Consider the following 26,607-nt stretch of genomic DNA (forward strand, 5'->3'; position numbering starts at 1 on the left):
GCTGCAAAATAAAGAGGCCGCACCATTTGATTTATGATACGGCCTCTTATGATTTTATTCTTAAATCTTTACCTCTTCAATTTACGCTTCTTATTAAATATCATCCCGGTAAATTTATGTTGATCCATTTTCCTAACCGCTGCCTTCTGAGCCCCGATAGAAAGGACTCCAATTCTTGAATTCAAACTTTGTATAGCTTGCGTTTGCACAGCATAAGTACCATTTTTAACATAATTCAGCGCATGGGCCAATAGGCCTTCTGTCGGATCACCAAAATCTTTTGTCACATCATCTTGATCTTCGAAACCAGGATAAGAAGAGGTTCCAGGATAGAATCCTCCATAATATCCTCCCTGACCTATTGAATTTTGCGTATAAAATTCGGGAATGTACATTTGGTACTTATTGATATCAATATCAAAGAAACCCACAGGCTTACCATAAGTGGTATCGCCAATAAATTTAACATCCATTACAGGGCGAAGATTATTGATGGTTAATTCACTTGCCGAAGCTGTAGAATTTGTAACAATGAAAAAAACACGATTAACATTCAGCGAACCACTTTTAGCAAAATTAACCGCATTAAATGCTAGTGAATAATCAATATAGTCTGGTCCATAATTGTAATCTCCGTATACCGGGTCTTTGCGCCATTGGTTTTTAAGCAATACTTCCTTACCACTTGTAAGAATATCATTGTAATAGGTATTGTACATCAGCGAACCCGTTTTTGCAGCCGGAACGATCAAATTATCAAGGTGTTCTGCTGTTAAAACGTAGCCACCACCATTGTAACGTAAGTCAACAACAAGGTCGGTAACACCCTGGGCGGCAAAATTGGCAAAAGCAGGATCTAATTTCGGATCTGCGTTAGCATCAGATGTAAAACTATTGAAAACGATGTATCCAATTTTGTGTCCGTTACCCTGATCAAATACTGTATCTTTAAGAACAGGATTAACTGTATAATTAGCTACACCCATATTAGTTACCGTTAAAATACTCCCATCCGGCTTTTTCAAAGTCATTGAAATGCTGTTACTGTTAGAGTAAGCGTTGATCACAAAATTAAGGTTCGTACTGCTGCCATTTCCATACCTCGGGCCATCATATGACAGACTGGTATTCCCATTAATACTCATTATCTGGTAACCGCGTTTTATATGAGCCTGATCAGCAGGTGATCCCGGATAAACATATTTTATGCGCAGATCATTAACCAGATTATAAAATGGTGCAAAACCGAAGTCTCCTTTAATGCCATTCAACTCAGCCGAAACCGTTCCATCATCAATAAATGAATATTTAGCTTCTCCCGGAGCATCTTTATAATATTCATATGGTTTACTTGTTAATGGATTAATGGCTATTTGTGATATGGCATTTACTTCTTTAGTTAAGGCAGTAATGTCATCCCCACCGGTAAATGATCTCGGATTAAATGCCGCATAAGTTGGCAATGATGTATTCCAGAGATAATCTTCCTTAGCATATAAAAATATCGAGTCCTTAATCAAATCTAGCGTTGTAGGCGCCTGTTTCGACGTATCCATTGGTTTGGGATCTTGCTTCTTGGTACTCTTACAAGCCGAGAACCCGATGGCACCAAGAACAAAAATTAAGTAAAATAATTTTTTCATATTAATTGAGTATGAAAGTGGCTAAAATATTTGGATTTAAACGAAATATACGTAAATTAAGTTGTAGTCAGACTTCTGAAAACTCAATCGGTTTTAATAAATCCAGGCCTGACGCATCTGCACATTGTCTATCAATATCTGAATTTCCGATCATTAAAATATTCCTTCGCTGCAGATTGTGATCTTTTATCAGCAGATCTATACTATCAGTTTCGGGTTTTGGAGCAATCTCATTGGCAAAGTAACAAGTTAAATAAGGTTCGAGTCCTTGCCAGTCGGTTTGCTTTATTTTATTCAACTGCTGCTCTGGATTGCCATTTGTTAAAATAAATATCTTTTTACGATCAATTACAATATCCTGCAACAACGCAAGCATGCTTTGATAGAGTAATAACTTTAATGGTAGCTTTGCGGTTATATTTAAATGATTGAAATTAGACCGGTATTTTTCATCAATTTTAAATTTATCCTTTAAACGATCAAAAACAATCTCCTTTCCTTCAGATAGGTACGTATCAACCATAAGAGAAGTTGCCTCTTTCTGATCTATTAGTTCGGTATATTCTATAAAAGATCCAAAAAGATAATAAACCTGGAACAGATAGTCTTTTTCCGGGAACAAAACATCATCCAGTTCAAATATAAAAGCTTCCTTACGCTGATCTATGTCGCTATATTTTATCATCCGATGCTTTTACTTTAATACCATATTCGTTAAATAATTGTTCGGCATTTACTAATAATTGTTTTTCCTGCTCACGCAAAGCATAAATAGTATTTACATCTTTATCAAGGCATAACGCCAGCATTTGATGTGTGTAGGAAACGCTTTTAGGATCGGGAATCTTAATCATTTTACCTGATTGCAATAATACATCGGGCAATTCCTGATAATCACCCAACAGAATATGATCCCCGCCTAACTTATTTTTTAAATTGTAAGCTTCTGCAGAATTAGCCGCTGTTATGAGTGTATACACGATAACCCTACTGAACTATTAAACCATCTTTCATTAAAATCTTTCTATCTGATAACTCAGCGAGATGCTCATTGTGTGTAACGATCACAAAGGTTTGATTAAACTCGCTTCTCAGTTCACTAAATAAATGATGCAACTCATTTGCATTGACGGAATCAAGATTGCCTGAGGGCTCATCAGCAAAAACCAGTGCAGGCTCGTTGATCAGTGCACGCGCTACTGCTACCCTTTGTTGTTCGCCGCCTGACAGTTGGCTTGGCTTATGATTAATTCTTTCGTGTAAACCTAACCTGTCCAACAATTTAAGTGCTTTCTTTTCGGCAACAGCACGTGTATCGCCGGCTATTAATGCTGGGATACAAACATTCTCTATTGCATTAAATTCCACCAATAAATGATGAAACTGGAAAACAAAGCCTATCTGGCTGTTTCTGAATGCGCTTAAATCCTTATTGCTTAATCTGTTTACGTCCGTACTGCCTATAACCACATTGCCGGAATCGGGTTTATCTAATGTACCGAGTATGTTTAACAATGAGCTTTTACCTGCGCCGGAAGCGCCTACAATAGTTACGATCTCTCCTTTCTTAACATCAAGGTCAACACCTTTTAAGATTTTAAGCTGTCCGTATGATTTAAAAATAGAATGGGCTTTGAGCATTGTACAAATGTAGTAGTTTGTTTGCTTGTTGAAAGGTTGGAAAGTTGAAAGGTTGGAAAGTTATTTTTGTATGTTAGTTGTAATAAGCAGATGCTAAATTTTTTGCTTTCTGTCTTTGCATCATATATAAAATTAATGTAACATTTCAACTTTCCAACCTTTCAACTTTACAACAATCTGAACAAAAATAGTAGCTTTGATGCAAATTCTTCACACAACATGAATATTCACGAATACCAGGGTAAAGCGATATTAAAAAGCTTCGGTGTAAGGGTGCAGGAAGGCATCGTTGCCGATACAGTTGAGCAAGCGGTAGCTGCCGCTCAGAAATTAAAGGAAGATTTAGGATCAAGCTGGGTAGTAATTAAGGCACAGATACATGCCGGTGGACGTGGAAAAGGTGGTGGTGTTAAACTTGCAAAAAATCTTGATGAGGTTAAAGAGAAGGCAGGCAATATATTGGGCATGCAACTGATCACTCCACAAACAGGGCCCGAAGGTAAAAAAGTTAATAAGGTATTAGTTGCCCAGGATGTTTATTATCCGGGTGAAAGTGAAACGAAAGAATTCTATGTGAGCGTTTTACTTGATCGTGCCAAAGGCCGCAATATCGTAATGTATTCAACCGAAGGCGGTATGGATATTGAGCATGTTGCTGAGCATACACCTCACCTTATTTTCAAAGAAGAAATAGACCCTAAAGTAGGATTGCAGCCATTCCAGGCAAGAAAGATCGCTTTTAATCTCGGTCTGTCAGGTGATGCGTTTAAAGACATGGTGAAATTTGTAACTGCTTTATATAAAGCTTATGACGCTACCGATTCCTCTTTATTTGAGATCAACCCGGTTTTGAAAACTTCTGACAATAAAATATTAGCTGTAGATGCTAAAGTGAACCTGGATGATAACGGATTATTCCGCCACCCGGATTTTGCTGCTTTACGCGATTTGAACGAAGAAGACCCGACAGAAGTTGAAGCAAGCAAATCAAACCTGAACTATGTGAAACTTGACGGTAACGTAGGTTGTATGGTTAATGGGGCTGGTTTAGCTATGGCTACAATGGACATTATTAAACTGGCCGGCGGTGAACCTGCTAACTTTTTGGATGTAGGTGGTACCGCTAATGCTGAAACTGTAAAAGCTGCTTTTAATATTATATTAGAAGATCCGAAAGTAAAAGCAATATTGATCAATATTTTTGGTGGTATTGTACGTTGTGACCGTGTCGCGCAAGGTGTGATCGATGCGTACCAGGAAATTGGCAATATCCATGTTCCTATTATCGTTCGCTTACAAGGTACAAACGCCGAAGAAGCCAAAAAACTGATTGACGACTCAGGCTTAAAAGTTTACTCAGCTATATTACTAAAAGAAGCAGCTCATAGAGTTGAAGAAGTTTTAGCGCTGTAAACTAATATTGTTAATACTAAAATATATAAGGAGACGGTATCGTCTCCTTTTTTGTTTAATAAATGTTGTAGTATGCTATGTTTTCTATTATTTAATGCTTGTTAATAAACAAAAAGTAGTTTGCAGGGTTGAATGTCTATACAATTTGTCGACAAATTGTAATCTTAAAAATAAAATAGATGTTTAAACATATAATATATTTAAATTTGATCCTATAAAACAATCATTAAAGCTATGGCAACATTAACAAAGTGGTCAATTGACCCAACGCATTCAGAAGTACAGTTTAAAGTTAAACACCTGGTTATTTCAACTGTGAGCGGTTTTTTCAGAAGTTTTGAAGGATCAGTTGAAACAGATGGTGACAATTTTGAACATGCAAAAATTGACTTCTCAATAGACATCAACAGTGTGGACACTAACCAAACCCAACGCGATGAGCATTTAAAATCAGCTGAATTTTTTGATGCCGCAAAATATCCGCACATTAAATTTAAATCAACTTCATTAACAAAAACAGGAGAAGATCAATATGACCTGAAGGGTGACCTGACTATTAGAGATGTAACTAAATCTGTTACGCTTGATGTAGAATTTGGTGGCTCTGCGGACGATTTTTATGGAAATACCAAAGCAGGTTTCGAAATTACCGGTAAAATTAATCGTAAAGTGTTTGGCCTTAACTGGAATGGCATAACTGAAGCAGGATCAATAGTAGCTGGTGAAGACATCAAACTGATCATCAATGCACAGCTGATAAAACAAAAGTAATTTAATCCCGGATATCGGATTTGAATCATCGATAAATTTCAAATCGAAAATTCGAAATTCGATATACAAATCACATATTATACCATTAGCCATTTGCTTTGCAAATGGCTTTCTTTTTTAAACTATCTAAAGGATATATTTGTTGAATATGCTTATAAAAATATATCCTGAAAACCCGAATTCCAAAGCAATAGAACAAGTAGCCGAAGTACTCCGTAAAGGTGGTATCATCATCTACCCTACTGATACGGTATATGGGTTGGGATGTGATATTACCAATCAAAAGGCGATTGAACGCATCTGTCAGATCAGGCATATTAAGCCCGAAAAGGCAAACTTCTCCTTTATCTGTTACGATCTGAGCCATATTTCTGACTATATCAAACCAATAGATAATACTACTTTCAGGGTGTTAAAAAAGGCATTGCCGGGGCCATTCACATTTATTTTTAACGCCAGTCATAAAGTGCCAAAGTTGCTTAGCTCAAATAAAAAAACAGTCGGTATCCGTGTGCCTGATAATTCTATTGCCCGCGAAATTGTTAGGGTGCTAGGCAATCCCATCCTTTCCACCTCTATACATGATGAAGATGAGATCATCGAATACTCTACCGATCCGGAATTAATTTATGAAAAATACGAGGATAGCGTTGATATGGTGATTGATGGTGGCTATGGCGGCAATATCGCATCCACTGTAGTTGATTGTACTTCGGGTGAGTTTGAGATTGTACGTGAAGGTAAAGGGGAATTGGAATTGTATTTGTGATTAACAGCGATTTACGAAGTTTTTAAAACTTCGTAAATCTGAACTATGGGCGAATCCCCTTCACAAACTCCGGTATCTTTTCTAAATAATTCTCCTTCTCCAAAAACTTCACAAAAGCACTGCCCACAATCGCACCCTGTGCATACTCACATGCCTTCTTAAAAGTTTCATTATTGGATATACCAAAGCCGATAATAGCCGGATTTTTCAATTGCATGGCTTTAATGCGTTTGTAATAATCCTCAATAGTATTGGATACCTCTAAGTTTTTCCCTGTAATGGATGAAGAGGATAGCAGGTAAACAAAACTGTTGCTTAAAGTATCAATTTTACGGATACGATCTTCTGATGTTTGCGGTGTTACCAGGAAGATGTTGCTGAGGCCATTATCCTTAAAGTATTTTGCATACAGTGTTTCATACTCATACATCGGCAGGTCAGGAACTATAACACCATCAACACCAACTTCAGCGGCCTTTTTACAGAACCTTTCGATTCCATACTGTACCATGGGATTAAAGTAACCCATTAATAAAATAGGTATACTGACATGCTTACGCAGATCTTTCAGCTCTTCGAAAAGCTTGTTTAGGTGCATACCATTTTCCAGTGCTTTTTCAGAACTATGCTGAATAGTTGGCCCATCAGCAACAGGATCAGAATAAGGGAAGCCGATCTCCAAAAAATCAACACCGGCTTTTTCCAGTGCTTCTGCAATGGCCACGGTCGTATAGAGTTCAGGATATCCTGCAGTAAAGTATATAGATAGTAAATTATCCTTTTTTGATTCGAAAAGTTTGTTTAGTCGGTTCATATTAGTCAATGGTCAATGGTCAATAGACCATAGTTAAAAAAAAGACCATGGACTATCGACCATGGTCTATGGACTTATTCAATATCCAAAATACTTTATATACGTACTTAAATCCTTATCGCCGCGACCTGATATGCAGATCACCACATTATCATCGGCTTTGAAAGTCATTTTCTCTAAATAAGCCAAAGCATGTGCTGTTTCAATAGCCGGAATTATTCCTTCCAATTGCGAGCATAGCAAACCGGCTTGTAATGCTTCATCATCTGTAATGCTGACATATTGCGCGCGCTTTATTTTATACAAATATGCGTGCTGCGGGCCGATGCCAGGGTAATCCAATCCTGCCGATATTGAATATGGTTCGACTACCTGCCCATCATCAGTTTGCATTAAAATGGTACGGCTGCCATGTAAAACGCCTTCACGACCTAAGAAAGTGGTCGCTGCTGAATGTCCGCTGTCAACCCCCTGCCCTGCTGCTTCCACTGCCACCAGCTTAACTGCTTCATCATCCAAAAAATGATAGAACATTCCCATTGCATTGCTGCCACCACCTACACAGGCCAGGACATATTGAGGCAGTTCGCTGCCTGTTTTCTCTAGCAATTGTTGCTTAGCTTCTAATGAAATGATAGACTGAAATTGCGCCACCATTTCAGGATAAGGATACGGCCCTACAACTGATCCAATGATATAATGTGTATCAATAGGATTACTTATCCAATCACGCAAGGCTTCGTTGGTAGCATCTTTCAGTGTCTTACTGCCTGATTTGGCCGGTACTACCTTTGCGCCAAGCATTTTCATCCGCGATACATTGGGTGCCTGGCGCTCCATATCAACCTCACCCATGTAAACCACACATTCAATGCCTTTTAATGCACAAACTGTAGCTGTAGCCACACCATGCTGACCCGCGCCGGTCTCAGCTATAATCCTTTTTTTGCCTAAGCGGATCGCCAGTAATATCTGCCCAATAGCATTGTTTATTTTATGCGATCCGGTATGATTCAGATCTTCGCGTTTAAAGAATATATTGGCACCATACTTTTCAGAATATCTTTTGGCATGATATAATGGCGAAGGGCGGCCAACATAATCTCTCAAAAGCTGGTCATACTCGGCTATAAAATCAGGATCTTTAATTATTTGGGCATATTGCTGCCGCAGTTCCTCTACATTAGGATACAACATTTCAGGAATATAGGCGCCACCAAAATCCCCATAGTAGCCCTGTTCATTAACTCCGTATTTCATCTTAGTATGTCAAATGCTTTTTTTAGTTTGTTTATATCCTTTAGCCCCGGTTCGATCTCAAACTTGCTATTTAAATCAACGCCATAAAACTGAGGGTGATCAATTGATCTTACAGTTTCAAGGTTGTCCAGGCTCAGCCCCCCGCTTAAAAAGAAGGGTACGTCCAACTCATATTTATCCAATAAAGTCCAATCAAATGCTGTTCCGGAGCCTCCATGCTTATCTGTTTTCGTATCGAACAGAAAATAATCAACACTATCAGAAAACTCGTTCAAGCTTTCAAAATCAAAATTCTCGTCTAATCCAAATGCCTTAATTACAGTCACTTTATCTCTGAGCGAGCTACAAAATTCAGGATCTTCATTCCCATGTAACTGCACGGCATCAAAGTTATAAGTATCTATCAGTTTCGATATTGTTTCGGGTTGTTCGTTTACAAATACAGCTGTTTTATAAATACCTTCCGGTAAAAGGCCAAGTGTTTCAGTTTGCAGATCAGAAGCATATCTTGGTGAAGGCGCATAGCAGATAAAGCCCACATAGTCAGGTGCTAAATCTACTATAGCTTTTATATTATCCGGATGCTTTAAACCGCAAATCTTTATCTTCATTAGTTGCTGCTGATCAATGTTTTAAAACTCAACAATGCCTTTTTGCTCAACAATGCTTCATCAGCTTCACAAAAACAATCGGCAAAGGCTTTTTCCGGGTGGATGGTCTTAATTGCTAACGCCGCATTACTTAAAACCACGTTGTTTTGTGCCGGTGTAGCTCCGCCGTTTAGCACGCTCATAAATATTTCGGCAGAGTCTTTAACGGTACTGCCTCCTGCTATCTGTTCAGGATTAAGCTTTTCAAAGCCCAGGCTCTCAATGCTATTTATTTTTTCGCCTTCTGCTGAGAAAGTTTTAAAATCCCCGGTCAATGATATTTCATCATAACCATCCAACGCATTCAGGATGGTATATTTCACATCTGATTTTTGATAAAGGTAAGCATATACCCGTGCTAACTCGAGGTTAAATACCCCCACCATTTGGTTTTGAGGTTTTGCAGGATTAACCATCGGGCCAAGCATATTGAAAAAAGTTTTCACACCCAGTTCGCGACGGATCGGTGCTACCGTCTTCATTGCCGGGTGAAACAATGGCGCGTGCAGGAAGCAAATATTAGCTTTATCAGTACTCCTTTTCAGTTTATCCACATCATTGGTAAACTGGTAACCCAAAAACTCCATAACATTGGATGAACCGCAGCCTGATGAAACACCATAATTACCATGTTTAGCCACTTTATACCCCGCCCCGGCTACTACAAAAGATGCCAGAGTTGAAATATTAAAAGTATCCTTTCCGTCACCGCCTGTTCCGCACAGGTCGATCAATTCATCAGTTTCCAGGTTGGCGGGTAAACAAAGATCAAGCATTGCATCCCTAAAACCCTCTAATTCGTCTACAGTAATACTGCGCATACAGTAGGCGGTCATAAAGGCGGCCATTTGAGAGTTATTATATTTACCCTGTGCAATATTGGTCAAAATCTCTCTTGACTGCTCACGGGTAAATGTCTTATTTTCAAAAAGATGGTTTAATATTGCTTTCATACCCCCTGCCCCCTAAAGGGGGACTTTAATTTTAATTTTATAAAACTATTCTTTTAGCCCTCTGCTCCCCTTTAGGGGTTGGGGCAAAAAAAAGGGTTACCTTACGGCAACCCTTCTGCATATATCTTTTAAACAAAAACAGGACTGCCTTACGATTACTCGTTAAGCCACCACCAATTGTTGTTTAATACTTTATTCATTGTCTGTGGCACAAATATGGAAATAGTTTTTTCTAAAAGCAAGCAGAATGATAAATTTGGTTGATTAAATAAAGTGGTTGATTAGTAAGATTAAGTTATTCATATCGATATTATGTTTAACTTAATCCAACCCGATCAACTTAATCCAATTCAATCAACCAAACATGGCCATTCATAAACGAAAATTCAACCCCGAAGACGATCTTGGATTTGGCACACAGCCGGTCATGAAAAATCAGCCATTGATCAGACAAGATGGTTCGATCAATGTAAAGCGCAGGGGACTGCCATTTTTTAACAACGCAAATAATTATCATAAGCTCATAACCATGAGCTGGGAAAAATTCTGGTTGCTTGTACTAAGTGGCTATTTGGTTATCAACACTATTTTTGCATTCATTTATCTTTTTATAGGCGTACAAAATCTAAATGGTGCCGAAGGCACAAGTACCTATCAGCATTTTTGGGATGCCTTTTTCTTTTCCGCACAAACCATTTCTACAGTAGGTTATGGGCATATCAGTCCCAGGGGGATGGCGACAAACAGCGTTGCCGCTTTGGAATCCATGATGGGTTTGCTTGCTTTTGCGTTGGCAACGGGCCTTTTATATGGACGTTTTTCGAGGCCGACAGCAAAAATCGCCTATAGCGAGAACCTTTTAGTATCGCCTTACAGGGAAAATTGCAGGGGTCTCATGTTTCGGTTGGCCAATTTACGACGCAATACACTGATCGACCTGCAGATAGAAATCATTTTTTCGTACAATGAGGATGTCAATGGCAAAAAGGTAAGAAGGTTTTTCCCGCTTGAATTGGAAAGAAAAAACGTGAGCATACTGACTTTGAGCTGGACCGTGGTACATCCCCTTGATGATAACAGTCCGCTGAAAGACATAACGCCTGAAGATCTTAAAAATAACCAGGCAAGTTTTGCTGTACTATTGAAAGCTTTTGATGATACCTTTTCCCAAACTGTACATTCCAGAACATCCTATCAGTTTGAACATATGGTATGGGATGCTAAGTTTAAGCCATCATTTGACCGGGATGAAGATGGCCGGATAGTTTTGGATTTGAGCAGGATAAATGATTATGGAATGGTTGAGCCATTCATAAGGCCCCAGCCTGTAGCTAAACACTAAGGTTTAGACTGGCAAAGCTCTATTAAAACCCCATTGGTACTTTTTGGATGGATAAAACAAACCAGTTTATTATCTGCGCCCTCTTTAGGGATTTCGTTCAAAAGAATAAAACCTTCCTTTTTTAAGCGCACCATCTCTGCCACAATATCCTCAACATCAAATGCAATATGGTGTATGCCTTCTCCCCTTTTCTCGATAAACTTACTGATCGGGCTATCTGCTGAGGTGGCCTCCAATAATTCTATCTTATTTGGCCCCGATTTAAGAAAAGCCGTTTTAACACCTTCTGATTCAACATCTTCAATTTTATAAACTTTGGTATTCAATAGCTTTTCATATATTATTCCAGCCCCTCCAATATCCTTTACCGCAATACCTATGTGTTCGATCTTTGTCATATCCAAATATTGCAAATAATTACCTTTATCTGATGATTGATACTTGTTTTGAATGATTTTAAATAAAAACTTTGCATATCTTTGTATTGTTACTAATTTATAGAAATATGAACATCCCAATATACCTGGATAATAACGCGACTACACCCATGGACCCACGGGTACTGGAAGCTATGCTGCCTTATTTTAACCAGAAATTCGGTAATGCCGCCAGCCGCAATCACGCTTTTGGATGGGTAGCCGAAGAAGCCGTTGATTATGCACGTGAGCAAATTGCCAAAATAATTGGCGCAAGTGAGAAAGAGATCATTTTTACATCTGGCGCCACTGAAGCAGATAACCTGGCTATCAAAGGTGTTTTTGAGATGTATAAGGATAAAGGTAATCATATCATTACTGCCGCTACTGAACATAAAGCTGTATTGGATACCTGCAAACATGTTGAAAAACTGGGTGGAAGGGTTACTTACCTGCCAGTTCAGGAAGATGGTATGATCAACCTGCAGGAGCTTGAAGCAGCTATGACCAGCGAAACTATTTTGGTTTCGATCATGTATGGCAATAATGAGATCGGTGTTATCCAGCCTATAAAAGAAATTGCTGCTATTGCACACAAATACGGCGCCCTGTTTATGACAGATGCTACACAAGCTGTTGGTAAGATACCTGTAGACGTGAATGCTGATGGCATCGACCTATTGGCATTTACCGCGCATAAAATGTATGGTCCTAAAGGTGTTGGCGCATTATACGTTCGCCGTAAAGGACCAAGAGTTAAGGTTACCGCCCAAATGGACGGTGGCGGCCATGAGCGCGGTATGCGTTCAGGCACATTAAATGTACCAGGCATAGTTGGTTTTGGTAAAGCTTGCGAACTTTGCATGCAGGAAATGGAAAGCGAAGCAAAACGTTTATCTGCCTTGCGCGATAAGCTGCAGAGTTCGCTTTTAGTATTAGAAGAAAGCTATGTGAATGGTAATGTAGCACATCGTTTACCACATGTAGCCAATCTATCATTCAAATACGTAGAAGGCGAAGGATTAATGATGGCAATGAAAGATTTGGCGGTATCGTCAGGTTCAGCTTGTACATCTGCATCGCTTGAACCATCTTATGTATTAAAGAGTTTAGGTTTATCAGATGACCTGGCGCACTCTTCTATCCGTTTCGGTTTAGGACGTTTTACTACCGAAGAAGAAGTAGATTATGCTATCGAGGTAACTAAAAAATCGGTTACTCACTTACGCGAACTTTCTCCGCTGTGGGAAATGTTTAAAGAAGGCATCGACCTTGACTCAATTGAGTGGGCAGAACATTAATTTATTTCGAATTTCGGAATTTCGATTTCGGATTTAGAAATTTAGAGTTAGAAAAATTTAGAGTTTAGAAATTAGGATTTAGAATTTATATTAAAACACAAAGCTATGGCTTATTCAGATAAAGTAATTGATCACTACACTAACCCCCGCAACGTTGGCACTTTGGATAAAAGCAGCCACAAAGTTGGTACCGGTTTGGTTGGCGCACCTGAATGCGGCGACGTAATGCGCCTGCAGATCCAGGTTGATGATAACAATATCATCACTGACGCTAAATTTAAAACATTTGGCTGCGGTTCGGCTATTGCTTCTTCATCTTTGGCTACCGAATGGCTTAAAGGCAAAACTATTGACGATGCCATGAAAATTGATAACATGGATATTGTTGAAGAATTGGCTTTACCGCCGGTAAAAATCCACTGCTCAGTATTGGCAGAAGATGCGATCAAAGCAGCAATTAATGACTTCCGTGTAAAAAACGGCTTAGAGGCGATTGCAAGCGAAAAAGTACATCATTAATTAGATGTGAGATGTTAGATATGAGAAGTGAGATTCTTGTATTTAGCATAATTATGTACTGATTTGAAATTTGGATTTGCGAGTTAATCTCAAATCTCAAATCTCAAATCTCAAATCTCAAAAATGGTAACTATAACTGATAAAGCAAAAGGAAAGATAGATCACTTAATGCAGGATGCAAACCTTGATGGTTCTTATTTTCTGCGTGTTTCTGTTCAGGGAGGAGGATGCTCAGGCTTATCATACAACCTCGATTTTGATAACGAAATAAAAAAGGGCGACCAATTTTTCGAAGATAGAGGTATACGCCTGGCTTTGGACATGAAATCGTTTCTATACCTTGCCGGTACCGAACTTGATTTTTCTGACGGTTTAAACGGTAAAGGTTTCAACTTCCACAACCCTAACGCAACCCGTACATGCGGTTGCGGAGAGAGTTTCTCGGTATAAATTTCAGTATTACACCGATTTAAAATTTATTGATTACACCGATTTTGTTTATACAGGATCGGTGTAATTATTTTATGGCTATGGCTTCACAGCCATTTTTATAATCCGTGTAATCGTCATATATTTATCGCTATAATTATAATTACAAATTGATTATCCTTAATGAACACCATAGCTAAACGGTCGACCATACCGAGCCTGATACGATACATTGTAGCTAATATCCACCCAGATACCCATACCTTTCTTAAACACAAAGTAAAAGATAATTGGGTCGAGATATCCTACAAAGAAACCATCGAAAAAGCAGATGCAATTTCAGCCTGGTTCCTGGAAATTGGTATTAAAAAAGGCGACCGCCTTTCACTCATTATCGAAAACGGCCCGGATTTCGTTTATTACGATCAGGCCTTGCAGCAAATAGGTGCTGTTAATGCTTCGATATATCCTACCCTTTCAGAAAGCGAAATAGAGTACATATTAAATGATTCCGGTGCAAAAACTATACTGGTTGGCAACCCTTTCCTGTTTCGCAAAGTAACTAAGATAGCAAATAACTGCCCGGCATTGATGCGTATCATTCCTGCGTTCGATGATTATGAAAAATATACGGAAAAGATCAATTTAAATGCCGGTGTAATCGGTTTTGATGAATTGATCGCCGAGGGCAAAAGTATGGTAGAGAAATACCGCCCTGCGATAAACAGTGGCCGCGAATCTATTCTGCCTTCAGATCTGTCCTGCCTTATTTATACATCAGGTACTACAGGTATCCCCAAGGGAGTAATGCTGACACATTATAACCTGACTGAAAATGCGCGTGCCAGCCTGGAGCAAATCCGGGTATTAGAGAAAACAGATACATTCCTTTCTTTTTTACCACTTTCGCATGTATTTGAGCGTACGGCCACTTATCATATTTGTCTTTCCGTGGGATGTACAATTGCCTTTGCACAGAGCTTAGAGCTGCTGGCTAAAAATATGGTCGAGGTAAAGCCTACCATCATGTGCTGCGTTCCGCGTTTGCTTGAACGTATACAGGATAAAGCCATGAAGAATGGCCTATCAGCAGGCGGAGCTAAAACCAAAATTTTTGTTTGGTCGCTTGGTATAGGTAAAAAACACAGGCTTATACTGGAAGAAGGTAAAAAACCAGGCATCCTGCTTCGCAATCAGTATAAAATTGCTGAAAAACTGGTATTCAGCAAGATCAAGGAAAAAACCGGTGGTCGCTTAAAGTTCCTGATATCTGGCGGTGGCGCTCTACCAAAAAATGTCGGCGAGTTTTTTGGCGACCTGGGAATTCATGTGTTGGAGGGCTTTGGCTTAACAGAAACTTCACCGGTAATGTCTGTTACCGAAAATGAACGGGTGATTTATGGGACGGTGGGCCGTATCATTCCACGTATCGAAGTAGGGATACAAAATATAGATACCAAAGAGATCTATACTATCCAGACACACAACAGCTTTAATGAAAATTATCAGTCTGAAGAAGGCGAGATCATTGTACGCGGGCATTGCGTAATGAAAGGATACTGGAATAAGCCCGAAGAAACCGCTAATGTGATCGATCCTGACGGCTGGTTCCATACCGGGGATATAGGCCGGTTCTATAAAGGGAATCTGCAAATTACCGACAGACTGAAAAATATGCTGGTAAATGCTTACGGCAAAAACATCTACCCTACTCCTGTTGAGAACACCTATATGAAAAGCTCACGAATTGAGCAGATATTTTTGGTAGGTGATAAACGTGAATATATTACCGCCATTATTGTTCCGTCGCGGGAGGTTTTGCAGGAGACATTTAATTTAGATGATGAGTTTTTTAATAACCCAGGGGTATTTATTGAAGACAAAGAAATAGTTGATTGGATAGCTCAGGATATCAAACGTTTATCAAATGAATTGGCTAAATTTGAGCGGATCAAAAACTTCAGGGTAAAACGCAATCCGTTTAGTATGGATGAAGGCGAGATCACCCCTACCATGAAGGCCAAACGCAAAGTAATAGAAAAAAAATACGCCACTGCTATTGACGAGATGTATCTTCAGGAAGCAGAGGCGGATTAGCATATAGATAATGTTTTACTAAAACATTTTTGCTATGTATAAGAAATTTACTTTTACATTGCTGATCGGTGCATTGGCATTGCTATGGTCCTGCAAAAAGGAATCAAACAAAATAGTCGAAAGGCCTTACGTCCCCCCGGGTAGATATTTGCTTTTTGATGCGGACGAAGCGTTTAACACTGGGCACTCGGGTTACCCGAGCTTGTACACATCCATTTATTACGCCAACCTGGATGGCACAGGCATAACACGTATTACGCCTGTAGAACCCAACTATTACAGTTATCGTGCCTCATGGTCACCAGACGGAACACAGATAATATATACAAGAGGAGACTTTGCTGATACTGCCCGTGGTATATGTACTATCGACATTACTGGTAAAAACTTTAAACGTGTTATAAAAGGCGATGAAGCCGACTACGGATGTTTTTCACCGCTCGGTAACATGATCGCTTATGCAAAAAGTCTAATTCATATTAAGCCTTATCAATACGATATATATATTGCCAATGCCAATGGTACTTCAGAAAAAAGGCTTACTTATTTTGCCGATGATAACGGACGTGTGGATAACATTCACTGGTCAATAGATGGAAAAATATATTTTAATGCAGGAAGTGACCGAAGTAAAGATGGTATTTATTCAGTTGATAAAGACGGTAATTTAAGATATATTATGTACGGAGGAGCCTTTTTAGGGGTATCATCAGATGGCAAAAGCCTTCTGTATGGCAATGGTGGTGGCATGTTCTCGAGTAACACGGATGGCAGCAACGTAAAAACACTGATTACTTATGATAGCAGCAATCCCAACATGCTATTAGGCGCGTCATGGTCAACAGATGGCAGCCTGGTTTTTCTGTCCAATACAAACCTTTCAGCAAATTTATTAGGCATATTTAAAGTAAACAGCGAGGGCTATGGATTTCAAAAAGTGCTGGACGGGTTTTATGAATACCCGAGCATACATTAGCACTACCACGGACTAACCCCTGTCTCTGGATTATTATCATCACTAAAGAATTGCCCTGTTGGACCACTCTCGTCAACAATAGCATACTTTACAATTCGTGCAGCAGCCTCAGGCACAGTCCCCGTTCCACGGTGTTGATTAAAATCCGTGGCAGTAAATCCGGGATCAACAGCATTTACCTTGAAAGGCGTGTCACGCAGTTCAAAAGCCAGCGCAATTGTATAAGCATTCAATGACGTTTTTGACGGCCCGTAAGCCCCGCCTTTAACATTGTAGTATTTCCATGAAGGATCGTTATGTAAAGTAAGTGAGGCCAGTCCTGACGTCACATTAACAATCCTCGGAGCCTCCGACTTTTTAAGCAGATCAAGAAATGCCTGCGTAACATTGATTGTCCCGAAAAAATTGGTATCAAATACTTTCCTAATCGTTTCAATGTTCAGCAATGTTGGTGCCTGGGGGAAACCGCCGCTGATACCTGCATTATTTATCAACACATCTAATGAGTTGATCTTCCCTCCCAATACTTTTCTTGCAGTCGCTATAGAAGTTGAATCACTAACATCTATTTGGATAACTTCTACATTATCTGATTTTAGTTGCGCTATAGCCTCTTTGCCTTTTTCAAGATCCCGGCTCCCCAAATAAACATAGTAACCTAAATCTAAAAGCTGTTTCGCTACCTCAAAGCCAATGCTTTTATTGGCGCCCGTTATAAATGCTGTTTTCATATTTTGATAATAGATGTGTCGCGCAAGTTCACTACTTTCTTAATGAAATGCAAACTCATATCTCAAATCTCACCTCTCAAATCTAAAAAAAAGCTATTTTTGCATCCTTAATAAAAAATATGAGTATTGCCCTATCCGAACAGGAAATTTTACGCCGCGAATCACTACAGCATCTACGCGATCTTGGTATCAACCCATACCCTGCTGAAGCATTTAATGTAACCGCATTTGCACAGGATATACAAGAGAATTTTGAGAAAAATCCTGATACTTATAAAAATGTAGTATTGGCAGGCCGTATCATGAGCCGCCGTATTATGGGCAGTGCATCATTCGCTGAATTGCAGGATTCAACCGGGCGCATACAAGTTTACCTGAAACGGGATGACATTTGTCCCGGTGAGGACAAAACCTTATACAATACAGTATTTAAAAAATTACTGGATTTAGGAGACTATATTGGGGTCAAAGGTTATGTATTTCTAACTCAAACTGGAGAAATATCTGTCCACGTACAGGAAATGATCGTTTTATCTAAGTCATTAAAACCACTACCAGTTGTAAGAAGAGATGAGGATGGGAATATTTTCGATGCTTTTACCGATCCTGAATTACGTTACCGCCAGCGTTATGTCGATCTGACCGTTAATCCTGAGTACAAGCAAATATTTTTGAAGCGCTCAAAGGTGATCAGTTCTATGCGCGATTACTTTAATTCAGAAGGCTGGATAGAGGTGGAAACTCCTATCCTGCAGCCTGTGCATGGTGGAGCGGCAGCACGTCCGTTTACAACGCATCATAATACACTGGATATGTCGCTTTACCTGCGCATAGCCAATGAATTATATTTAAAACGACTGATCGTAGCTGGCTTTGATGGCGTATATGAGTTTGGTAAAATGTTCCGCAACGAGGGCATGGACCGTACGCACAACCCTGAATTTACATCCGTTGAAATTTATGTAGCCTATAAGGATTATATCTGGATGATGGCTATGGTTGAAGCTTGTTTAGAGCACGTAACAAGAGCTGTACATGGTATCCCGGTAGTACAAGTTGGTGATAATGAAATCAATTTTGCGGGACCATACACAAAATTGTCAATGTATGATTCCATATTGAAATATACCGGCATTGATGTATCTGCAATGGATGAAGCAGCTTTGCGCAAAACCTGTGCTGAACTTGCTATCGAAGTGAATAGTACCATGGGCAAGGGCAAATTGATCGATGAGATCTTTAGCGCAAAAGTAGAAGCCAACCTGATACAGCCAACTTATATTACGGATTATCCTATTGAAATGACCCCACTTGCTAAAAAGCACCGCAGCAAAGATGGCCTTGTAGAACGCTTTGAATTATTTGTAAATGGCAAGGAAATCGCTAATGCCTATTCAGAGTTAAATGACCCTATAGATCAGCGCCAGCGTTTGGAAGAGCAATTGATATTAGCAGGCCGCGGTGATGAAGAAGCGATGGCAATGGATGACGACTTTTTACGTGCATTGGAATATGGTATGCCACCAACATCTGGTTTAGGCATCGGTATCGACCGCCTGGTGATGTTGATGACCAACCAGCATACTATACAGGAGGTATTGTTCTTCCCGCAAATGCGCCCTGAAAAGAAAGCCAAAATAGTTACCGCCGATGATTTCATCAAGATCGGTGTCCCTGCTGAATGGGTGCCCGTACTTAATAAAATGGGATTTAATACGGTAGAAGACCTAAAAGCTGCTAATCCTAATAAGGTATTTAACGATTTGGGAGGCATGCGCAAGAAACTAAAACTCGATATTACCATGCCTGTTAAAGAAGTGGTAATGGCGTGGTTTGAGTAGGTGATAGTTCATAGATAATGGATCATGGTAGAAGCTAACTATGAACTATTAACCATGATCTATGAACCAATTAACAATTTGTTAATGAAATCATAAAATAGATGAAACTTCTTTGTCAAAATGTCTGTATAACTTTATAATTACACAAGTTATGCAAATACTATGACAAACTCCATATTAGAAATAACCGAAAACGAATATTTGATAAAACTTAACAGAAGCAATTTTGATCTGTCATTTATCAGAAGCTTATTAAAAATGGTTGAAGTTGCCAATCCGGCAGAAGATCAATTGAGTATTGCCGATATATCACACAGGCAAAATTATTTATCATCTGAACCTGATTATTACAGCTTTATTGAAGAAAAATAGGCTTTAAAGTTTTGTCTTTAAAGCCTATTATTTTAGAATTGACGATATCCACCGCGAACTACCTGCTTGTCCATTTGTGCAAGCTGGCCTTTCATCATTTTTATCTGGTCGGCGAGTAACTTATTTTTATCTTCCTTAGTGGCTTCCTGCAAATACATTTGCGCTTCGCGCTTATTGCGTTTAGCCATTGCAATACCCGCCAGGCTTAGTTTGGCCAAAGCAATATTGTGCGACATCTTCATTCCTAAAGACAGCGCCTTCTTAAAGTATTTTTCTGATTTCATAGGAGCCTTACGCGATTCCAGCAAACCGATCAATAGGTTATAATAACCATGCTGACTTTTGTTCAGCTGTTTTTCATAATCTGTGATCTTGCTAAGCCATTCTTCTGACTTGACCATATTGTCTTTACGCAGATAGAATTGCGCTATCAGCATATTTTCATTAAAGAAGAAGGTAAGCAGCACTAAACCACCCAATATAAACACCAGTATACCCCATCCCCAAAATCCGAATCCACAAAGGGTAACGCCTGCTCCGGCAACAACGCAGGCAATAATTAACCGAACAATATTTGACATAATTTTGTATGCTATAAAATAGAATGCAAATATCCGTTTATTTGTATTCTTAACCAACATTCGCATAAACATTTATGGCATTAAATTTCGAACCATCCTGGCTTAAAGTTTTACATGAGGAATTTGAAAAAGATTACATGATAAAACTCAGGCAATTTTTAAAAGAAGAGCAGGAAGCCGGTCATAAAACATATCCTAAAAATGCTGATATATTTAATGCCTTCTGGAAAACGCCGTTTGATGAATTGAAAGTAATGATACTTGGGCAAGATCCATATCATGGACCCAACCAGGCGCATGGCCTGTCTTTCTCGGTGCAAAAAGGAATTACCTCTCCACCGTCACTTAAGAATATCTATAAAGAGTTGTTGACTGATATCCCCGGCTTTGTAATCCCTAATCATGGCGAGTTAACTGAATGGGCCGAACAGGGAGTAATGCTGCTCAATGCTACATTGACGGTTCGCGCAGGCACACCAGGATCACATCAGAAAAAAGGTTGGGAGGAGTTTACCGATAAGGTGATTCAAACAATCTCTGATAAAAAAGAAGGTATCGTATTTATACTTTGGGGAAGCTATGCCCAAGCCAAAGCAGAACTGATAGACAAGTCCAAACACTTCATTATCAAATCGCCCCACCCATCGCCTTTTTCAGCAGACCGTGGATTTTTTGGCTCAAAGCCATTTTCAAAAACAAATGAAATATTGATAAAAGAAGGTAAAAAGCCAATTGACTGGCAGATACATTAAAAAAGAGGCAAGACTTAAGAGTCAGGAATCAAGACCCTTTCAATATCCTGGTTCTTGATTCTTATATCTTGAATCTAAAATTAATACTCCAGCGGTACGATAGGTTCCTTCTTGCTAGTAGACATGATCATCATAGTCTGGAAAGTTTTTACCACCGGGATGCGGCTGATCTTTTCCATGATCAATTGCTCATAAGCTTTTATATTGCTTACATAAACTTTCAATAAGAAATCGCACTGACCTGTTACGTGGTGACATTCGGTTACTTCTTTGATATTTTTTATTTCATCCAAAAACACCTGAATGGTATTGTTCTTATGGAAATCAAGTGATACCTGGATAAATGTCTTGATACCCAGTCCGAGTTTCTCCTCATCAACAAGCGCGTGATAGCTTTTAATATATTCTGCGTTCTCCAGTTTACGTACCCGTTCTAAAGTTGGGGCGGGTGAAAGTCCAATTTCATTAGAAAGTTGCAAGTTGGTTATTCTTCCGTTTTCCTGTAAGATCTTGAGAATCTGTAGGTCTATTTTGTCTAGTTCAGCAGCCATTGTAATTACAAATATAGTTTTTCCTGAACTAACAGAATAAAATTTTTCATAAAAGTACTTAAACAAAAATAAATTCTTTGATAAATATTTAGACTAATCTAAATTTATTATTAGATTTGTTTAAATGAATACCTTTACTGAAGAGAATTACCTGAAAGCGATCTATCATCTTTCGCTACCCTCCGGCTGTGCCAGCACCAACCAGATAGCTGCATCTTTAAATACAAAAGCAGCATCAGTAACGGATATGCTCAAAAAATTGGCTGAAAAGGAATTAATCAATTACACTAAATATCAGGGTGTAACACTGACTGCGTCGGGCGAAAAGATTGCTATCAGTATTATCAGGAAACATCGCCTTTGGGAGTACTTTCTTGTAGAAAAACTTAATTTTAAGTGGGATGAGGTGCATGATGTTGCTGAAGAACTGGAACATATATCATCAAAAGAATTAGTAAATCGGCTGGACGAGTTTATGGGCCATCCAAAATATGACCCTCATGGCGACCCGATACCCGACAGTAATGGCCAGTTTAAGTCCCATGAGCTAAAACCTGTTTCCGCACTTCTCGTTAATGAAAAGGGCATCATTTCCGGGGTCAGGGATCATTCGACTGCATTCCTGCAATATCTTGAAAAAATGCAACTGACCATCGGCAAAAAAATAAGAATAACTGAAATTAATAATTACGACCACTCGCTCACTTTGCAGGTTGCGGACAGCAAGATCCACATTAGCCGCGAAGTAGCCAACAATCTATTGATCGCCCTATGAATAATAAAGAACCTAATCAGTCATTAAGCAATGTTCACAGTAGTGTAAGTACCGAAAACAAATTAGGTTGGCGCAAGTTCCTGGCTTTTATCGGTCCGGCATATTTAGTAAGTGTCGGTTATATGGACCCCGGCAACTGGGCAACGGATATTGCCGGTGGCAGTGCATTTGGCTATAAGCTAATATGGGTATTATTTGTATCTAACCTAATTGCCTTATTATTGCAATCATTAAGTGCCCGGTTAGGTATTGTACGGGGACTCGACCTGGCGCAAGCTTCTAAAAACACCTATCCCCGCTTTGCAAATTTCTGCCTTTATATACTGGCACAAATAGCCATCATCGCCTGCGATCTGGCCGAGATCATTGGTATGGCCATTGGTTTGCAGTTATTATTTCATTTACCGCTTATTTGGGGTGTATCGCTCACCATAACGGATACCGTGCTAATGCTGTTCCTGATGAACAAAGGCATGCGTAAACTGGAAGCTTTTATCATGTCGATGATATTCATCATTGGTCTCTCTTTTTTGATCGAAATGTTTATCGTAGGGCCAAATGTGTCGGAGCTGGCAAAAGGGTTTATTCCCAGCAATTTATTTAAGGGTGACAAAATTAGTCACGAAATGCTATACATCGCTATTGGCATCATTGGCGCAACGGTAATGCCGCATAACCTGTACCTCCATTCGTCGCTGGTACAAACCCGTAAAATAACCCGGACTGATGAAGGCATTCGTTCTGCTATAAAATTCAATTTATTCGATACTACAATTGCACTTAATCTGGCATTCCTGGTTAATGCAGCTATATTGATATTAGCAGCAAGCGCATTTTTCACAAATGGTTATTTCCAGGTAGCTGAAATACAGGATGCCTATAAATTATTGGAACATATTTTCGGTTCCCTGGCTCCTACTTTATTCGCCATTGCCCTGATCGCTTCCGGGCAAAGTTCAACCATAACCGGTACACTTGCCGGGCAGATCATTATGGAAGGTCACATCAACCTGCGTATTGAACCCTGGTTACGCCGACTATTAACCCGCCTGTTAGCTATTGTGCCTGCTGTATTTACCATTATCTATTTTGGCGAAAGCGGTTTAGGCGATCTCATCATTTTAAGCCAGGTAGTATTGAGCCTTCAACTGGGTTTTGCTGTCATTCCGCTCATCCACTTTACATCCGACCGTAAACGTATGGGCAAATTTGCTATCAGTACGAAAGTAAAAATAGTAGCCTGGGCGTGTGCCGTGGTGATCATCGGCCTGAATGGGAAATTAGTTTTTGATCAGATCAGCGATTGGCTAAGAGAATATCCGGCTGCTGCTGCATGGATATACGGATTGGTTGTCCCCATTACAGTGGGTATTGCATTATTGTTAGTTTATGTTTTCTTCAGACCGTTATTATTTAAACATTATTATCAACCTGTACAGGTACCGCATGGCTTAGCAACCACCCTTAATGACCTTACTGCAATTTCTTATAATCACATTGCAGTTACTATCGATTTTTCAAAAAATGACAGAGACTGTATCAGGCATGCTATAATGCAGGGACGCAAACATGCCCGATATACTTTGATACACGTAGTGGAAACCGCCGGTGCACGTTATTACGGCACTGAAGTAATGGACCACGAAACACAAAGCGACGTGGATAACCTGGACAAATATGTCATGGCCCTTACAGAGATTGGATATAATGCAGAGGCAAAGATCGGGTATGGGACTGCAGCAAATGAAATTGCACAAATTGTAAACGAAGAAAAAGTTGACTTTATAGTGATGGGTTCACACGGGCACAAGGCAATAAAAGATCTGATTTTTGGCACGACGGTAAATTCGGTGCGGCACATGGTTAATATCCCGGTACTGGTTGTTAAACCACAATAATTAATCATGATTAAAAACAATAATCGCATATTTGCACAAAAGCAGCAGGGATGAGCGAGAATATCTATATAAAAAACAAGAAAGCTTATTTTGAATACTCTATACTTGATAAATATACCGCTGGTATAAAGCTATTGGGTACCGAGATCAAGTCTATTCGTGAAGGTAAGGCTAATCTTAACGATGCTTTTTGCACGTTTATTGACAACCAGTTATATGTGCGGAATTTGCATATTTCAGAATACTCATACGGTTCATTTTATAATCACGAAGCCAAACGCGATCGGGTTTTGCTACTCAACAAAAAAGAATTAAAAAAACTGCAAACTCGCGGCGAAGAAAAGGGATTGACAATTGTACCGCTTGCCTTATTTATCAGCGAACGCGGCTTTGCCAAACTGGAAATTGGCCTGGCCCAAGGTAAAAAGACCTATGATAAGCGGGATACCATGAAAGAGCGTGATACGAAAATTGAGATGGATAGGGCGATGAAAAGATAGATTTGATTTCGGATTTCGAATGTTCGATTTCGGATTTATCGCCATCCAAGCATATTTATATAATTCTGAAATTTTTCGACCAGCACTTCTCCCGAATAATTTCTTTCGTGCTCTACTTTTTCATATGGATAAGGGTAATATTTGAAGTTCCAAAGCTTCTTTTCCTTTTCGTAATGGATATGCAGTGTTTCCCGTTGCCATTCTATAGGATTATAAATGCTAATAATTAATTTGTCCAGAGAAACAATTGGGAAAAGTTTCTGATTCAAATTATTATCATTCATAATATAGTGAATAAGTGGAATAATTGCTTCTAAAGGCCAATCTTTGGAAATCAAGTCATTATAAAAATGCTCAATATCTTCCCATGATATTGCTTTAGTTTGGAAAGGTTTGTATTTACGATTTATCATCATAATTTAAATATCTTAGTCCTAAATAAAAATCCGAAATCGAACATTCGAAATCCGAAATCTACCACGCCTTATCCCCTACTAACGGCACAAACCTGAAAGTATCCAGCACATGCTTTTCATAATCATTCTCCCCAATCTTTAATATAGTTACCATTTTCTGCGATTGTTCATCACCAACAGGTATTACCATGATGCCACCTATATTTAATTGCTTTAGAAGAGTATCTGGTACCAGGGGTGCACCTGCTGTAACTATGATCTTATCATAAGGTGCATGTTCAGGAATTCCCTTTGAGCCATCACCCAAAAAAAACTGTGGTTTGTAGCCCATATAAGGCAGAACCTGTGTAGTACGCTCATACAGTTTTTCTTGACGCTCGATGGTATAAACGTTTGCACCAAGTTCAAGTAAAATACAGGCCTGGTAACCCGATCCGGTACCAATTTCAAGTACTTTATCGCCTTTTTTGATGTGTAATAATTGAGTTTGATAGGCTACGGTATAAGGCTGAGAAATGGTCTGCCCCTCGCCTATCGGGAACGCAATATCCCTGTACGCCTGGTTCCAGAAAGTCTCGTCAAAAAAGTAGTGCCTCTGTACTTTTCCAATAGCTTTCAGCACATCTTCATCTTCAATTCCCTTTTGTTTTAGTATATCAACCAGCTGTTTACGGGCGCCTTTTTCGCGATAATTATCAATAAATCTGTAAGCCATTTATACAGCAAAGTTATATAAAAAACGTATCTTGAGTCTTTGGTGATGCCAGCAATTATTAACAACGTCGTTTTAATATTTAACTACTTGTAGCATAAGCATAATTGACTGCGTAATATTAAAAAAGGATATGAGAAATATTAAAGTTGTGGCTTACCTGATGCTATTAGTTACATTGGCCTATAGCTGTAACAAAGAAAATAATAGTACTACAAATAGTACTACAAAAACCCAAACTCCCGGTGTTGGTAATGCCATGATAGTTAATACTGGCCCAGTTGCAGCAGATGGTTGTGGTTTTTTAATAAAAGTTGATTCAAATTATTATCATGCTGATAACCTGCCAGAACAATTTCAAAAAGACAGCTTAAATGTCAATATCAATTATGACCCGTCAACCTCAAAATTTCAATGCAGCACAAATCCAAATAACCTTATTCCGATTATCCATTTAAATTCTATCAACAACATATGTAATTGA

Annotated in this window: 30 protein-coding genes; 16 read left to right on the top strand and 14 right to left on the bottom strand. The window is 39.1% G+C overall.

Going from position 1 to position 26,607, the window contains the following annotated elements:
* Nucleotides 1–68 precede the first annotated feature (68 nt).
* The 4 genes from ACPPVU_RS17245 to ACPPVU_RS17260 form a co-directional block, all read right to left on the bottom strand.
* Nucleotides 69–1,643, bottom strand: a complete 1,575-nt coding sequence (locus ACPPVU_RS17245; RefSeq protein WP_426667770.1) for a S41 family peptidase — start codon at nucleotides 1,641–1,643, stop codon at nucleotides 69–71.
* Nucleotides 1,644–1,710: 67 nt separating this feature from the next.
* Nucleotides 1,711–2,328 carry an HAD hydrolase-like protein gene (locus ACPPVU_RS17250; protein ID WP_426667771.1) on the bottom strand — a complete coding sequence of 206 codons (618 nt, stop codon included), beginning with the start codon at nucleotides 2,326–2,328 and terminating at the stop codon, nucleotides 1,711–1,713.
* Nucleotides 2,315–2,623 carry a hypothetical protein gene (locus tag ACPPVU_RS17255; RefSeq protein WP_426667772.1) on the bottom strand — a complete coding sequence of 103 codons (309 nt, stop codon included), beginning with the start codon at nucleotides 2,621–2,623 and terminating at the stop codon, nucleotides 2,315–2,317. The genes ACPPVU_RS17250 and ACPPVU_RS17255 overlap by 14 nt, the downstream gene beginning before the upstream one ends.
* A gap of 7 nt (nucleotides 2,624–2,630) precedes the next feature.
* Nucleotides 2,631–3,284 (bottom strand): ABC transporter ATP-binding protein, encoded by a 654-nt coding sequence (locus ACPPVU_RS17260; protein ID WP_426667773.1) that lies wholly within the window; start codon nucleotides 3,282–3,284, stop codon nucleotides 2,631–2,633.
* 219 nt (nucleotides 3,285–3,503) lie between these two features.
* Between ACPPVU_RS17260 and sucC the strand changes: the two genes are divergently transcribed.
* The 3 genes from sucC (at nucleotide 3,504) to ACPPVU_RS17275 (ending at nucleotide 6,237) form a co-directional block, all read left to right on the top strand.
* Nucleotides 3,504–4,697: an ADP-forming succinate--CoA ligase subunit beta gene (gene sucC, locus ACPPVU_RS17265; RefSeq protein WP_426667774.1), complete on the top strand. Its 1,194-nt coding sequence runs from the start codon at nucleotides 3,504–3,506 to the stop codon at nucleotides 4,695–4,697.
* Between the two features lie 234 nt (nucleotides 4,698–4,931).
* On the top strand, nucleotides 4,932–5,468 hold the full coding sequence (locus ACPPVU_RS17270) for a YceI family protein (protein WP_426667775.1): 537 nt from the start codon (nucleotides 4,932–4,934) through the stop codon (nucleotides 5,466–5,468).
* A gap of 148 nt (nucleotides 5,469–5,616) precedes the next feature.
* Entirely contained in the window at nucleotides 5,617–6,237 is a 621-nt protein-coding gene (locus tag ACPPVU_RS17275; RefSeq protein WP_426667776.1) for an L-threonylcarbamoyladenylate synthase, read from the top strand.
* Between the two features lie 43 nt (nucleotides 6,238–6,280).
* Here the strand turns inward: ACPPVU_RS17275 and trpA are convergent, their stop codons facing one another.
* The 4 genes from trpA to trpD form a co-directional block, all read right to left on the bottom strand.
* A complete protein-coding gene (trpA, locus tag ACPPVU_RS17280; protein WP_426667777.1) occupies nucleotides 6,281–7,051 on the bottom strand; it encodes a tryptophan synthase subunit alpha in 771 nt (256 codons plus the stop codon).
* A 78-nt stretch (nucleotides 7,052–7,129) separates the two neighbouring features.
* Nucleotides 7,130–8,311: a tryptophan synthase subunit beta gene (trpB, locus tag ACPPVU_RS17285; protein WP_426667778.1), complete on the bottom strand. Its 1,182-nt coding sequence runs from the start codon at nucleotides 8,309–8,311 to the stop codon at nucleotides 7,130–7,132.
* Nucleotides 8,308–8,922: a phosphoribosylanthranilate isomerase gene (locus tag ACPPVU_RS17290; protein ID WP_426667779.1), complete on the bottom strand. Its 615-nt coding sequence runs from the start codon at nucleotides 8,920–8,922 to the stop codon at nucleotides 8,308–8,310. The genes trpB and ACPPVU_RS17290 overlap by 4 nt, the downstream gene beginning before the upstream one ends.
* Nucleotides 8,922–9,914: an anthranilate phosphoribosyltransferase gene (trpD, locus tag ACPPVU_RS17295; RefSeq protein ID WP_426667780.1), complete on the bottom strand. Its 993-nt coding sequence runs from the start codon at nucleotides 9,912–9,914 to the stop codon at nucleotides 8,922–8,924. Before trpD ends, ACPPVU_RS17290 begins: the two co-directional genes overlap by 1 nt.
* A 364-nt stretch (nucleotides 9,915–10,278) precedes the next feature.
* On the opposite strand from trpD, the gene ACPPVU_RS17300 reads away from it, so the two are divergent.
* The gene (locus ACPPVU_RS17300) at nucleotides 10,279–11,256 is read left to right on the top strand and encodes an ion channel (RefSeq protein ID WP_426667781.1); all 978 of its coding nucleotides are present in this window, start codon (nucleotides 10,279–10,281) and stop codon (nucleotides 11,254–11,256) included.
* Here ACPPVU_RS17300 and mce read toward each other — a convergent pair.
* A complete protein-coding gene (gene mce / locus ACPPVU_RS17305) occupies nucleotides 11,253–11,654 on the bottom strand; it encodes a methylmalonyl-CoA epimerase (protein WP_426667782.1) in 402 nt (133 codons plus the stop codon). The genes ACPPVU_RS17300 and mce overlap by 4 nt on opposite strands.
* Nucleotides 11,655–11,761: 107 nt before the next feature.
* On the opposite strand from mce, the gene ACPPVU_RS17310 reads away from it, so the two are divergent.
* The 5 genes from ACPPVU_RS17310 to ACPPVU_RS17330 all read left to right on the top strand — a co-directional run bounded on the left by ACPPVU_RS17310 (nucleotide 11,762) and on the right by ACPPVU_RS17330 (nucleotide 16,994).
* Nucleotides 11,762–12,973: an IscS subfamily cysteine desulfurase gene (locus ACPPVU_RS17310; protein WP_426667783.1), complete on the top strand. Its 1,212-nt coding sequence runs from the start codon at nucleotides 11,762–11,764 to the stop codon at nucleotides 12,971–12,973.
* Between the two features lie 105 nt (nucleotides 12,974–13,078).
* A complete protein-coding gene (iscU, locus tag ACPPVU_RS17315) occupies nucleotides 13,079–13,492 on the top strand; it encodes a Fe-S cluster assembly scaffold IscU (RefSeq protein ID WP_426667784.1) in 414 nt (137 codons plus the stop codon).
* Nucleotides 13,493–13,615: 123 nt separating this feature from the next.
* Nucleotides 13,616–13,942, top strand: coding sequence for a HesB/IscA family protein (locus ACPPVU_RS17320; protein ID WP_426667785.1), 327 nt, complete (start codon nucleotides 13,616–13,618; stop codon nucleotides 13,940–13,942).
* Nucleotides 13,943–14,104: 162 nt separating this feature from the next.
* Nucleotides 14,105–16,018 (top strand): AMP-dependent synthetase/ligase, encoded by a 1,914-nt coding sequence (locus ACPPVU_RS17325; protein ID WP_426667786.1) that lies wholly within the window; start codon nucleotides 14,105–14,107, stop codon nucleotides 16,016–16,018.
* A gap of 34 nt (nucleotides 16,019–16,052) precedes the next feature.
* A complete protein-coding gene (locus ACPPVU_RS17330) occupies nucleotides 16,053–16,994 on the top strand; it encodes a TolB family protein (RefSeq protein WP_426667787.1) in 942 nt (313 codons plus the stop codon).
* Between the two features lie 2 nt (nucleotides 16,995–16,996).
* On the opposite strand, the gene ACPPVU_RS17335 is transcribed toward ACPPVU_RS17330, so the two are convergent.
* The gene (locus ACPPVU_RS17335; protein ID WP_426667788.1) at nucleotides 16,997–17,725 is read right to left on the bottom strand and encodes an SDR family oxidoreductase; all 729 of its coding nucleotides are present in this window, start codon (nucleotides 17,723–17,725) and stop codon (nucleotides 16,997–16,999) included.
* 119 nt (nucleotides 17,726–17,844) lie between these two features.
* Here ACPPVU_RS17335 and lysS point away from each other — a divergent pair, with 119 nt between their 5' ends.
* Both lysS and ACPPVU_RS17345 read left to right on the top strand, forming a co-directional pair.
* Nucleotides 17,845–19,566 (top strand): lysine--tRNA ligase, encoded by a 1,722-nt coding sequence (lysS, locus tag ACPPVU_RS17340; RefSeq protein ID WP_426667789.1) that lies wholly within the window; start codon nucleotides 17,845–17,847, stop codon nucleotides 19,564–19,566.
* 162 nt (nucleotides 19,567–19,728) lie between these two features.
* A complete protein-coding gene (locus tag ACPPVU_RS17345) occupies nucleotides 19,729–19,938 on the top strand; it encodes a hypothetical protein (RefSeq protein ID WP_426667790.1) in 210 nt (69 codons plus the stop codon).
* A gap of 32 nt (nucleotides 19,939–19,970) precedes the next feature.
* Here the strand turns inward: ACPPVU_RS17345 and ACPPVU_RS17350 are convergent, their stop codons facing one another.
* Nucleotides 19,971–20,519: a DUF2892 domain-containing protein gene (locus ACPPVU_RS17350; protein WP_426667791.1), complete on the bottom strand. Its 549-nt coding sequence runs from the start codon at nucleotides 20,517–20,519 to the stop codon at nucleotides 19,971–19,973.
* A gap of 74 nt (nucleotides 20,520–20,593) precedes the next feature.
* Here ACPPVU_RS17350 and ung point away from each other — a divergent pair, with 74 nt between their 5' ends.
* Nucleotides 20,594–21,271 (top strand): uracil-DNA glycosylase, encoded by a 678-nt coding sequence (gene ung, locus ACPPVU_RS17355; protein ID WP_426667792.1) that lies wholly within the window; start codon nucleotides 20,594–20,596, stop codon nucleotides 21,269–21,271.
* Nucleotides 21,272–21,351: 80 nt separating this feature from the next.
* Here ung and ACPPVU_RS17360 read toward each other — a convergent pair whose 3' ends face one another.
* Nucleotides 21,352–21,822 (bottom strand): Lrp/AsnC family transcriptional regulator, encoded by a 471-nt coding sequence (locus ACPPVU_RS17360; RefSeq protein ID WP_426667793.1) that lies wholly within the window; start codon nucleotides 21,820–21,822, stop codon nucleotides 21,352–21,354.
* A 124-nt stretch (nucleotides 21,823–21,946) separates the two neighbouring features.
* Here ACPPVU_RS17360 and ACPPVU_RS17365 point away from each other — a divergent pair, with 124 nt between their 5' ends.
* Genes ACPPVU_RS17365 through smpB form a run of 3 tightly spaced genes read left to right on the top strand, consistent with a single transcriptional unit; the run spans nucleotide 21,947 to nucleotide 24,995 of the window.
* A complete protein-coding gene (locus ACPPVU_RS17365) occupies nucleotides 21,947–22,597 on the top strand; it encodes a metal-dependent transcriptional regulator (protein WP_426667794.1) in 651 nt (216 codons plus the stop codon).
* A complete protein-coding gene (locus tag ACPPVU_RS17370) occupies nucleotides 22,594–24,495 on the top strand; it encodes an Nramp family divalent metal transporter (RefSeq protein WP_426667795.1) in 1,902 nt (633 codons plus the stop codon). The genes ACPPVU_RS17365 and ACPPVU_RS17370 overlap by 4 nt, the downstream gene beginning before the upstream one ends.
* A gap of 50 nt (nucleotides 24,496–24,545) precedes the next feature.
* Complete coding sequence (smpB, locus tag ACPPVU_RS17375) at nucleotides 24,546–24,995, top strand: SsrA-binding protein SmpB (RefSeq protein WP_426667796.1); 450 nt, start codon at nucleotides 24,546–24,548, stop codon at nucleotides 24,993–24,995.
* A gap of 35 nt (nucleotides 24,996–25,030) precedes the next feature.
* Here the strand turns inward: smpB and ACPPVU_RS17380 are convergent, their stop codons facing one another.
* Complete coding sequence (locus ACPPVU_RS17380) at nucleotides 25,031–25,411, bottom strand: hypothetical protein (protein WP_426667797.1); 381 nt, start codon at nucleotides 25,409–25,411, stop codon at nucleotides 25,031–25,033.
* A 58-nt stretch (nucleotides 25,412–25,469) separates the two neighbouring features.
* Complete coding sequence (locus ACPPVU_RS17385; RefSeq protein WP_426667798.1) at nucleotides 25,470–26,126, bottom strand: protein-L-isoaspartate(D-aspartate) O-methyltransferase; 657 nt, start codon at nucleotides 26,124–26,126, stop codon at nucleotides 25,470–25,472.
* A 130-nt stretch (nucleotides 26,127–26,256) separates the two neighbouring features.
* Here ACPPVU_RS17385 and ACPPVU_RS17390 point away from each other — a divergent pair, with 130 nt between their 5' ends.
* The gene (locus ACPPVU_RS17390; RefSeq protein ID WP_426667799.1) at nucleotides 26,257–26,607 is read left to right on the top strand and encodes a hypothetical protein; all 351 of its coding nucleotides are present in this window, start codon (nucleotides 26,257–26,259) and stop codon (nucleotides 26,605–26,607) included.

It is taken from the genome of Mucilaginibacter sp. McL0603 (genome assembly GCF_049992945.1).
Taxonomy (GTDB): Bacteria; Bacteroidota; Bacteroidia; order Sphingobacteriales; family Sphingobacteriaceae; genus Mucilaginibacter.

What these genes read in the sequence shown, in the direction of transcription:
- ACPPVU_RS17245 (WP_426667770.1), bottom strand. Translation starts at nt 1,643, where the DNA reads ATGAAAAAATTATTTTACTTAATTTTTGTTCTTGGTGCCATCGGGTTC.
- ACPPVU_RS17250 (WP_426667771.1), bottom strand. Translation starts at nt 2,328, where the DNA reads ATGATAAAATATAGCGACATAGATCAGCGTAAGGAAGCTTTTATATTT.
- ACPPVU_RS17260 (WP_426667773.1), bottom strand. Translation starts at nt 3,284, where the DNA reads ATGCTCAAAGCCCATTCTATTTTTAAATCATACGGACAGCTTAAAATC.
- sucC (WP_426667774.1), top strand. Translation starts at nt 3,504, where the DNA reads ATGAATATTCACGAATACCAGGGTAAAGCGATATTAAAAAGCTTCGGT.
- ACPPVU_RS17270 (WP_426667775.1), top strand. Translation starts at nt 4,932, where the DNA reads ATGGCAACATTAACAAAGTGGTCAATTGACCCAACGCATTCAGAAGTA.
- ACPPVU_RS17275 (WP_426667776.1), top strand. Translation starts at nt 5,617, where the DNA reads ATGCTTATAAAAATATATCCTGAAAACCCGAATTCCAAAGCAATAGAA.
- trpA (WP_426667777.1), bottom strand. Translation starts at nt 7,051, where the DNA reads ATGAACCGACTAAACAAACTTTTCGAATCAAAAAAGGATAATTTACTA.
- trpB (WP_426667778.1), bottom strand. Translation starts at nt 8,311, where the DNA reads ATGAAATACGGAGTTAATGAACAGGGCTACTATGGGGATTTTGGTGGC.
- ACPPVU_RS17290 (WP_426667779.1), bottom strand. Translation starts at nt 8,922, where the DNA reads ATGAAGATAAAGATTTGCGGTTTAAAGCATCCGGATAATATAAAAGCT.
- trpD (WP_426667780.1), bottom strand. Translation starts at nt 9,914, where the DNA reads ATGAAAGCAATATTAAACCATCTTTTTGAAAATAAGACATTTACCCGT.
- ACPPVU_RS17300 (WP_426667781.1), top strand. Translation starts at nt 10,279, where the DNA reads ATGGCCATTCATAAACGAAAATTCAACCCCGAAGACGATCTTGGATTT.
- mce (WP_426667782.1), bottom strand. Translation starts at nt 11,654, where the DNA reads ATGACAAAGATCGAACACATAGGTATTGCGGTAAAGGATATTGGAGGG.
- ACPPVU_RS17310 (WP_426667783.1), top strand. Translation starts at nt 11,762, where the DNA reads ATGAACATCCCAATATACCTGGATAATAACGCGACTACACCCATGGAC.
- iscU (WP_426667784.1), top strand. Translation starts at nt 13,079, where the DNA reads ATGGCTTATTCAGATAAAGTAATTGATCACTACACTAACCCCCGCAAC.
- ACPPVU_RS17320 (WP_426667785.1), top strand. Translation starts at nt 13,616, where the DNA reads ATGGTAACTATAACTGATAAAGCAAAAGGAAAGATAGATCACTTAATG.
- ACPPVU_RS17325 (WP_426667786.1), top strand. Translation starts at nt 14,105, where the DNA reads ATGAACACCATAGCTAAACGGTCGACCATACCGAGCCTGATACGATAC.
- ACPPVU_RS17330 (WP_426667787.1), top strand. Translation starts at nt 16,053, where the DNA reads ATGTATAAGAAATTTACTTTTACATTGCTGATCGGTGCATTGGCATTG.
- ACPPVU_RS17335 (WP_426667788.1), bottom strand. Translation starts at nt 17,725, where the DNA reads ATGAAAACAGCATTTATAACGGGCGCCAATAAAAGCATTGGCTTTGAG.
- lysS (WP_426667789.1), top strand. Translation starts at nt 17,845, where the DNA reads ATGAGTATTGCCCTATCCGAACAGGAAATTTTACGCCGCGAATCACTA.
- ACPPVU_RS17345 (WP_426667790.1), top strand. Translation starts at nt 19,729, where the DNA reads ATGACAAACTCCATATTAGAAATAACCGAAAACGAATATTTGATAAAA.
- ACPPVU_RS17350 (WP_426667791.1), bottom strand. Translation starts at nt 20,519, where the DNA reads ATGTCAAATATTGTTCGGTTAATTATTGCCTGCGTTGTTGCCGGAGCA.
- ung (WP_426667792.1), top strand. Translation starts at nt 20,594, where the DNA reads ATGGCATTAAATTTCGAACCATCCTGGCTTAAAGTTTTACATGAGGAA.
- ACPPVU_RS17360 (WP_426667793.1), bottom strand. Translation starts at nt 21,822, where the DNA reads ATGGCTGCTGAACTAGACAAAATAGACCTACAGATTCTCAAGATCTTA.
- ACPPVU_RS17365 (WP_426667794.1), top strand. Translation starts at nt 21,947, where the DNA reads ATGAATACCTTTACTGAAGAGAATTACCTGAAAGCGATCTATCATCTT.
- ACPPVU_RS17370 (WP_426667795.1), top strand. Translation starts at nt 22,594, where the DNA reads ATGAATAATAAAGAACCTAATCAGTCATTAAGCAATGTTCACAGTAGT.
- smpB (WP_426667796.1), top strand. Translation starts at nt 24,546, where the DNA reads ATGAGCGAGAATATCTATATAAAAAACAAGAAAGCTTATTTTGAATAC.
- ACPPVU_RS17380 (WP_426667797.1), bottom strand. Translation starts at nt 25,411, where the DNA reads ATGATGATAAATCGTAAATACAAACCTTTCCAAACTAAAGCAATATCA.
- ACPPVU_RS17385 (WP_426667798.1), bottom strand. Translation starts at nt 26,126, where the DNA reads ATGGCTTACAGATTTATTGATAATTATCGCGAAAAAGGCGCCCGTAAA.
- ACPPVU_RS17390 (WP_426667799.1), top strand. Translation starts at nt 26,257, where the DNA reads ATGAGAAATATTAAAGTTGTGGCTTACCTGATGCTATTAGTTACATTG.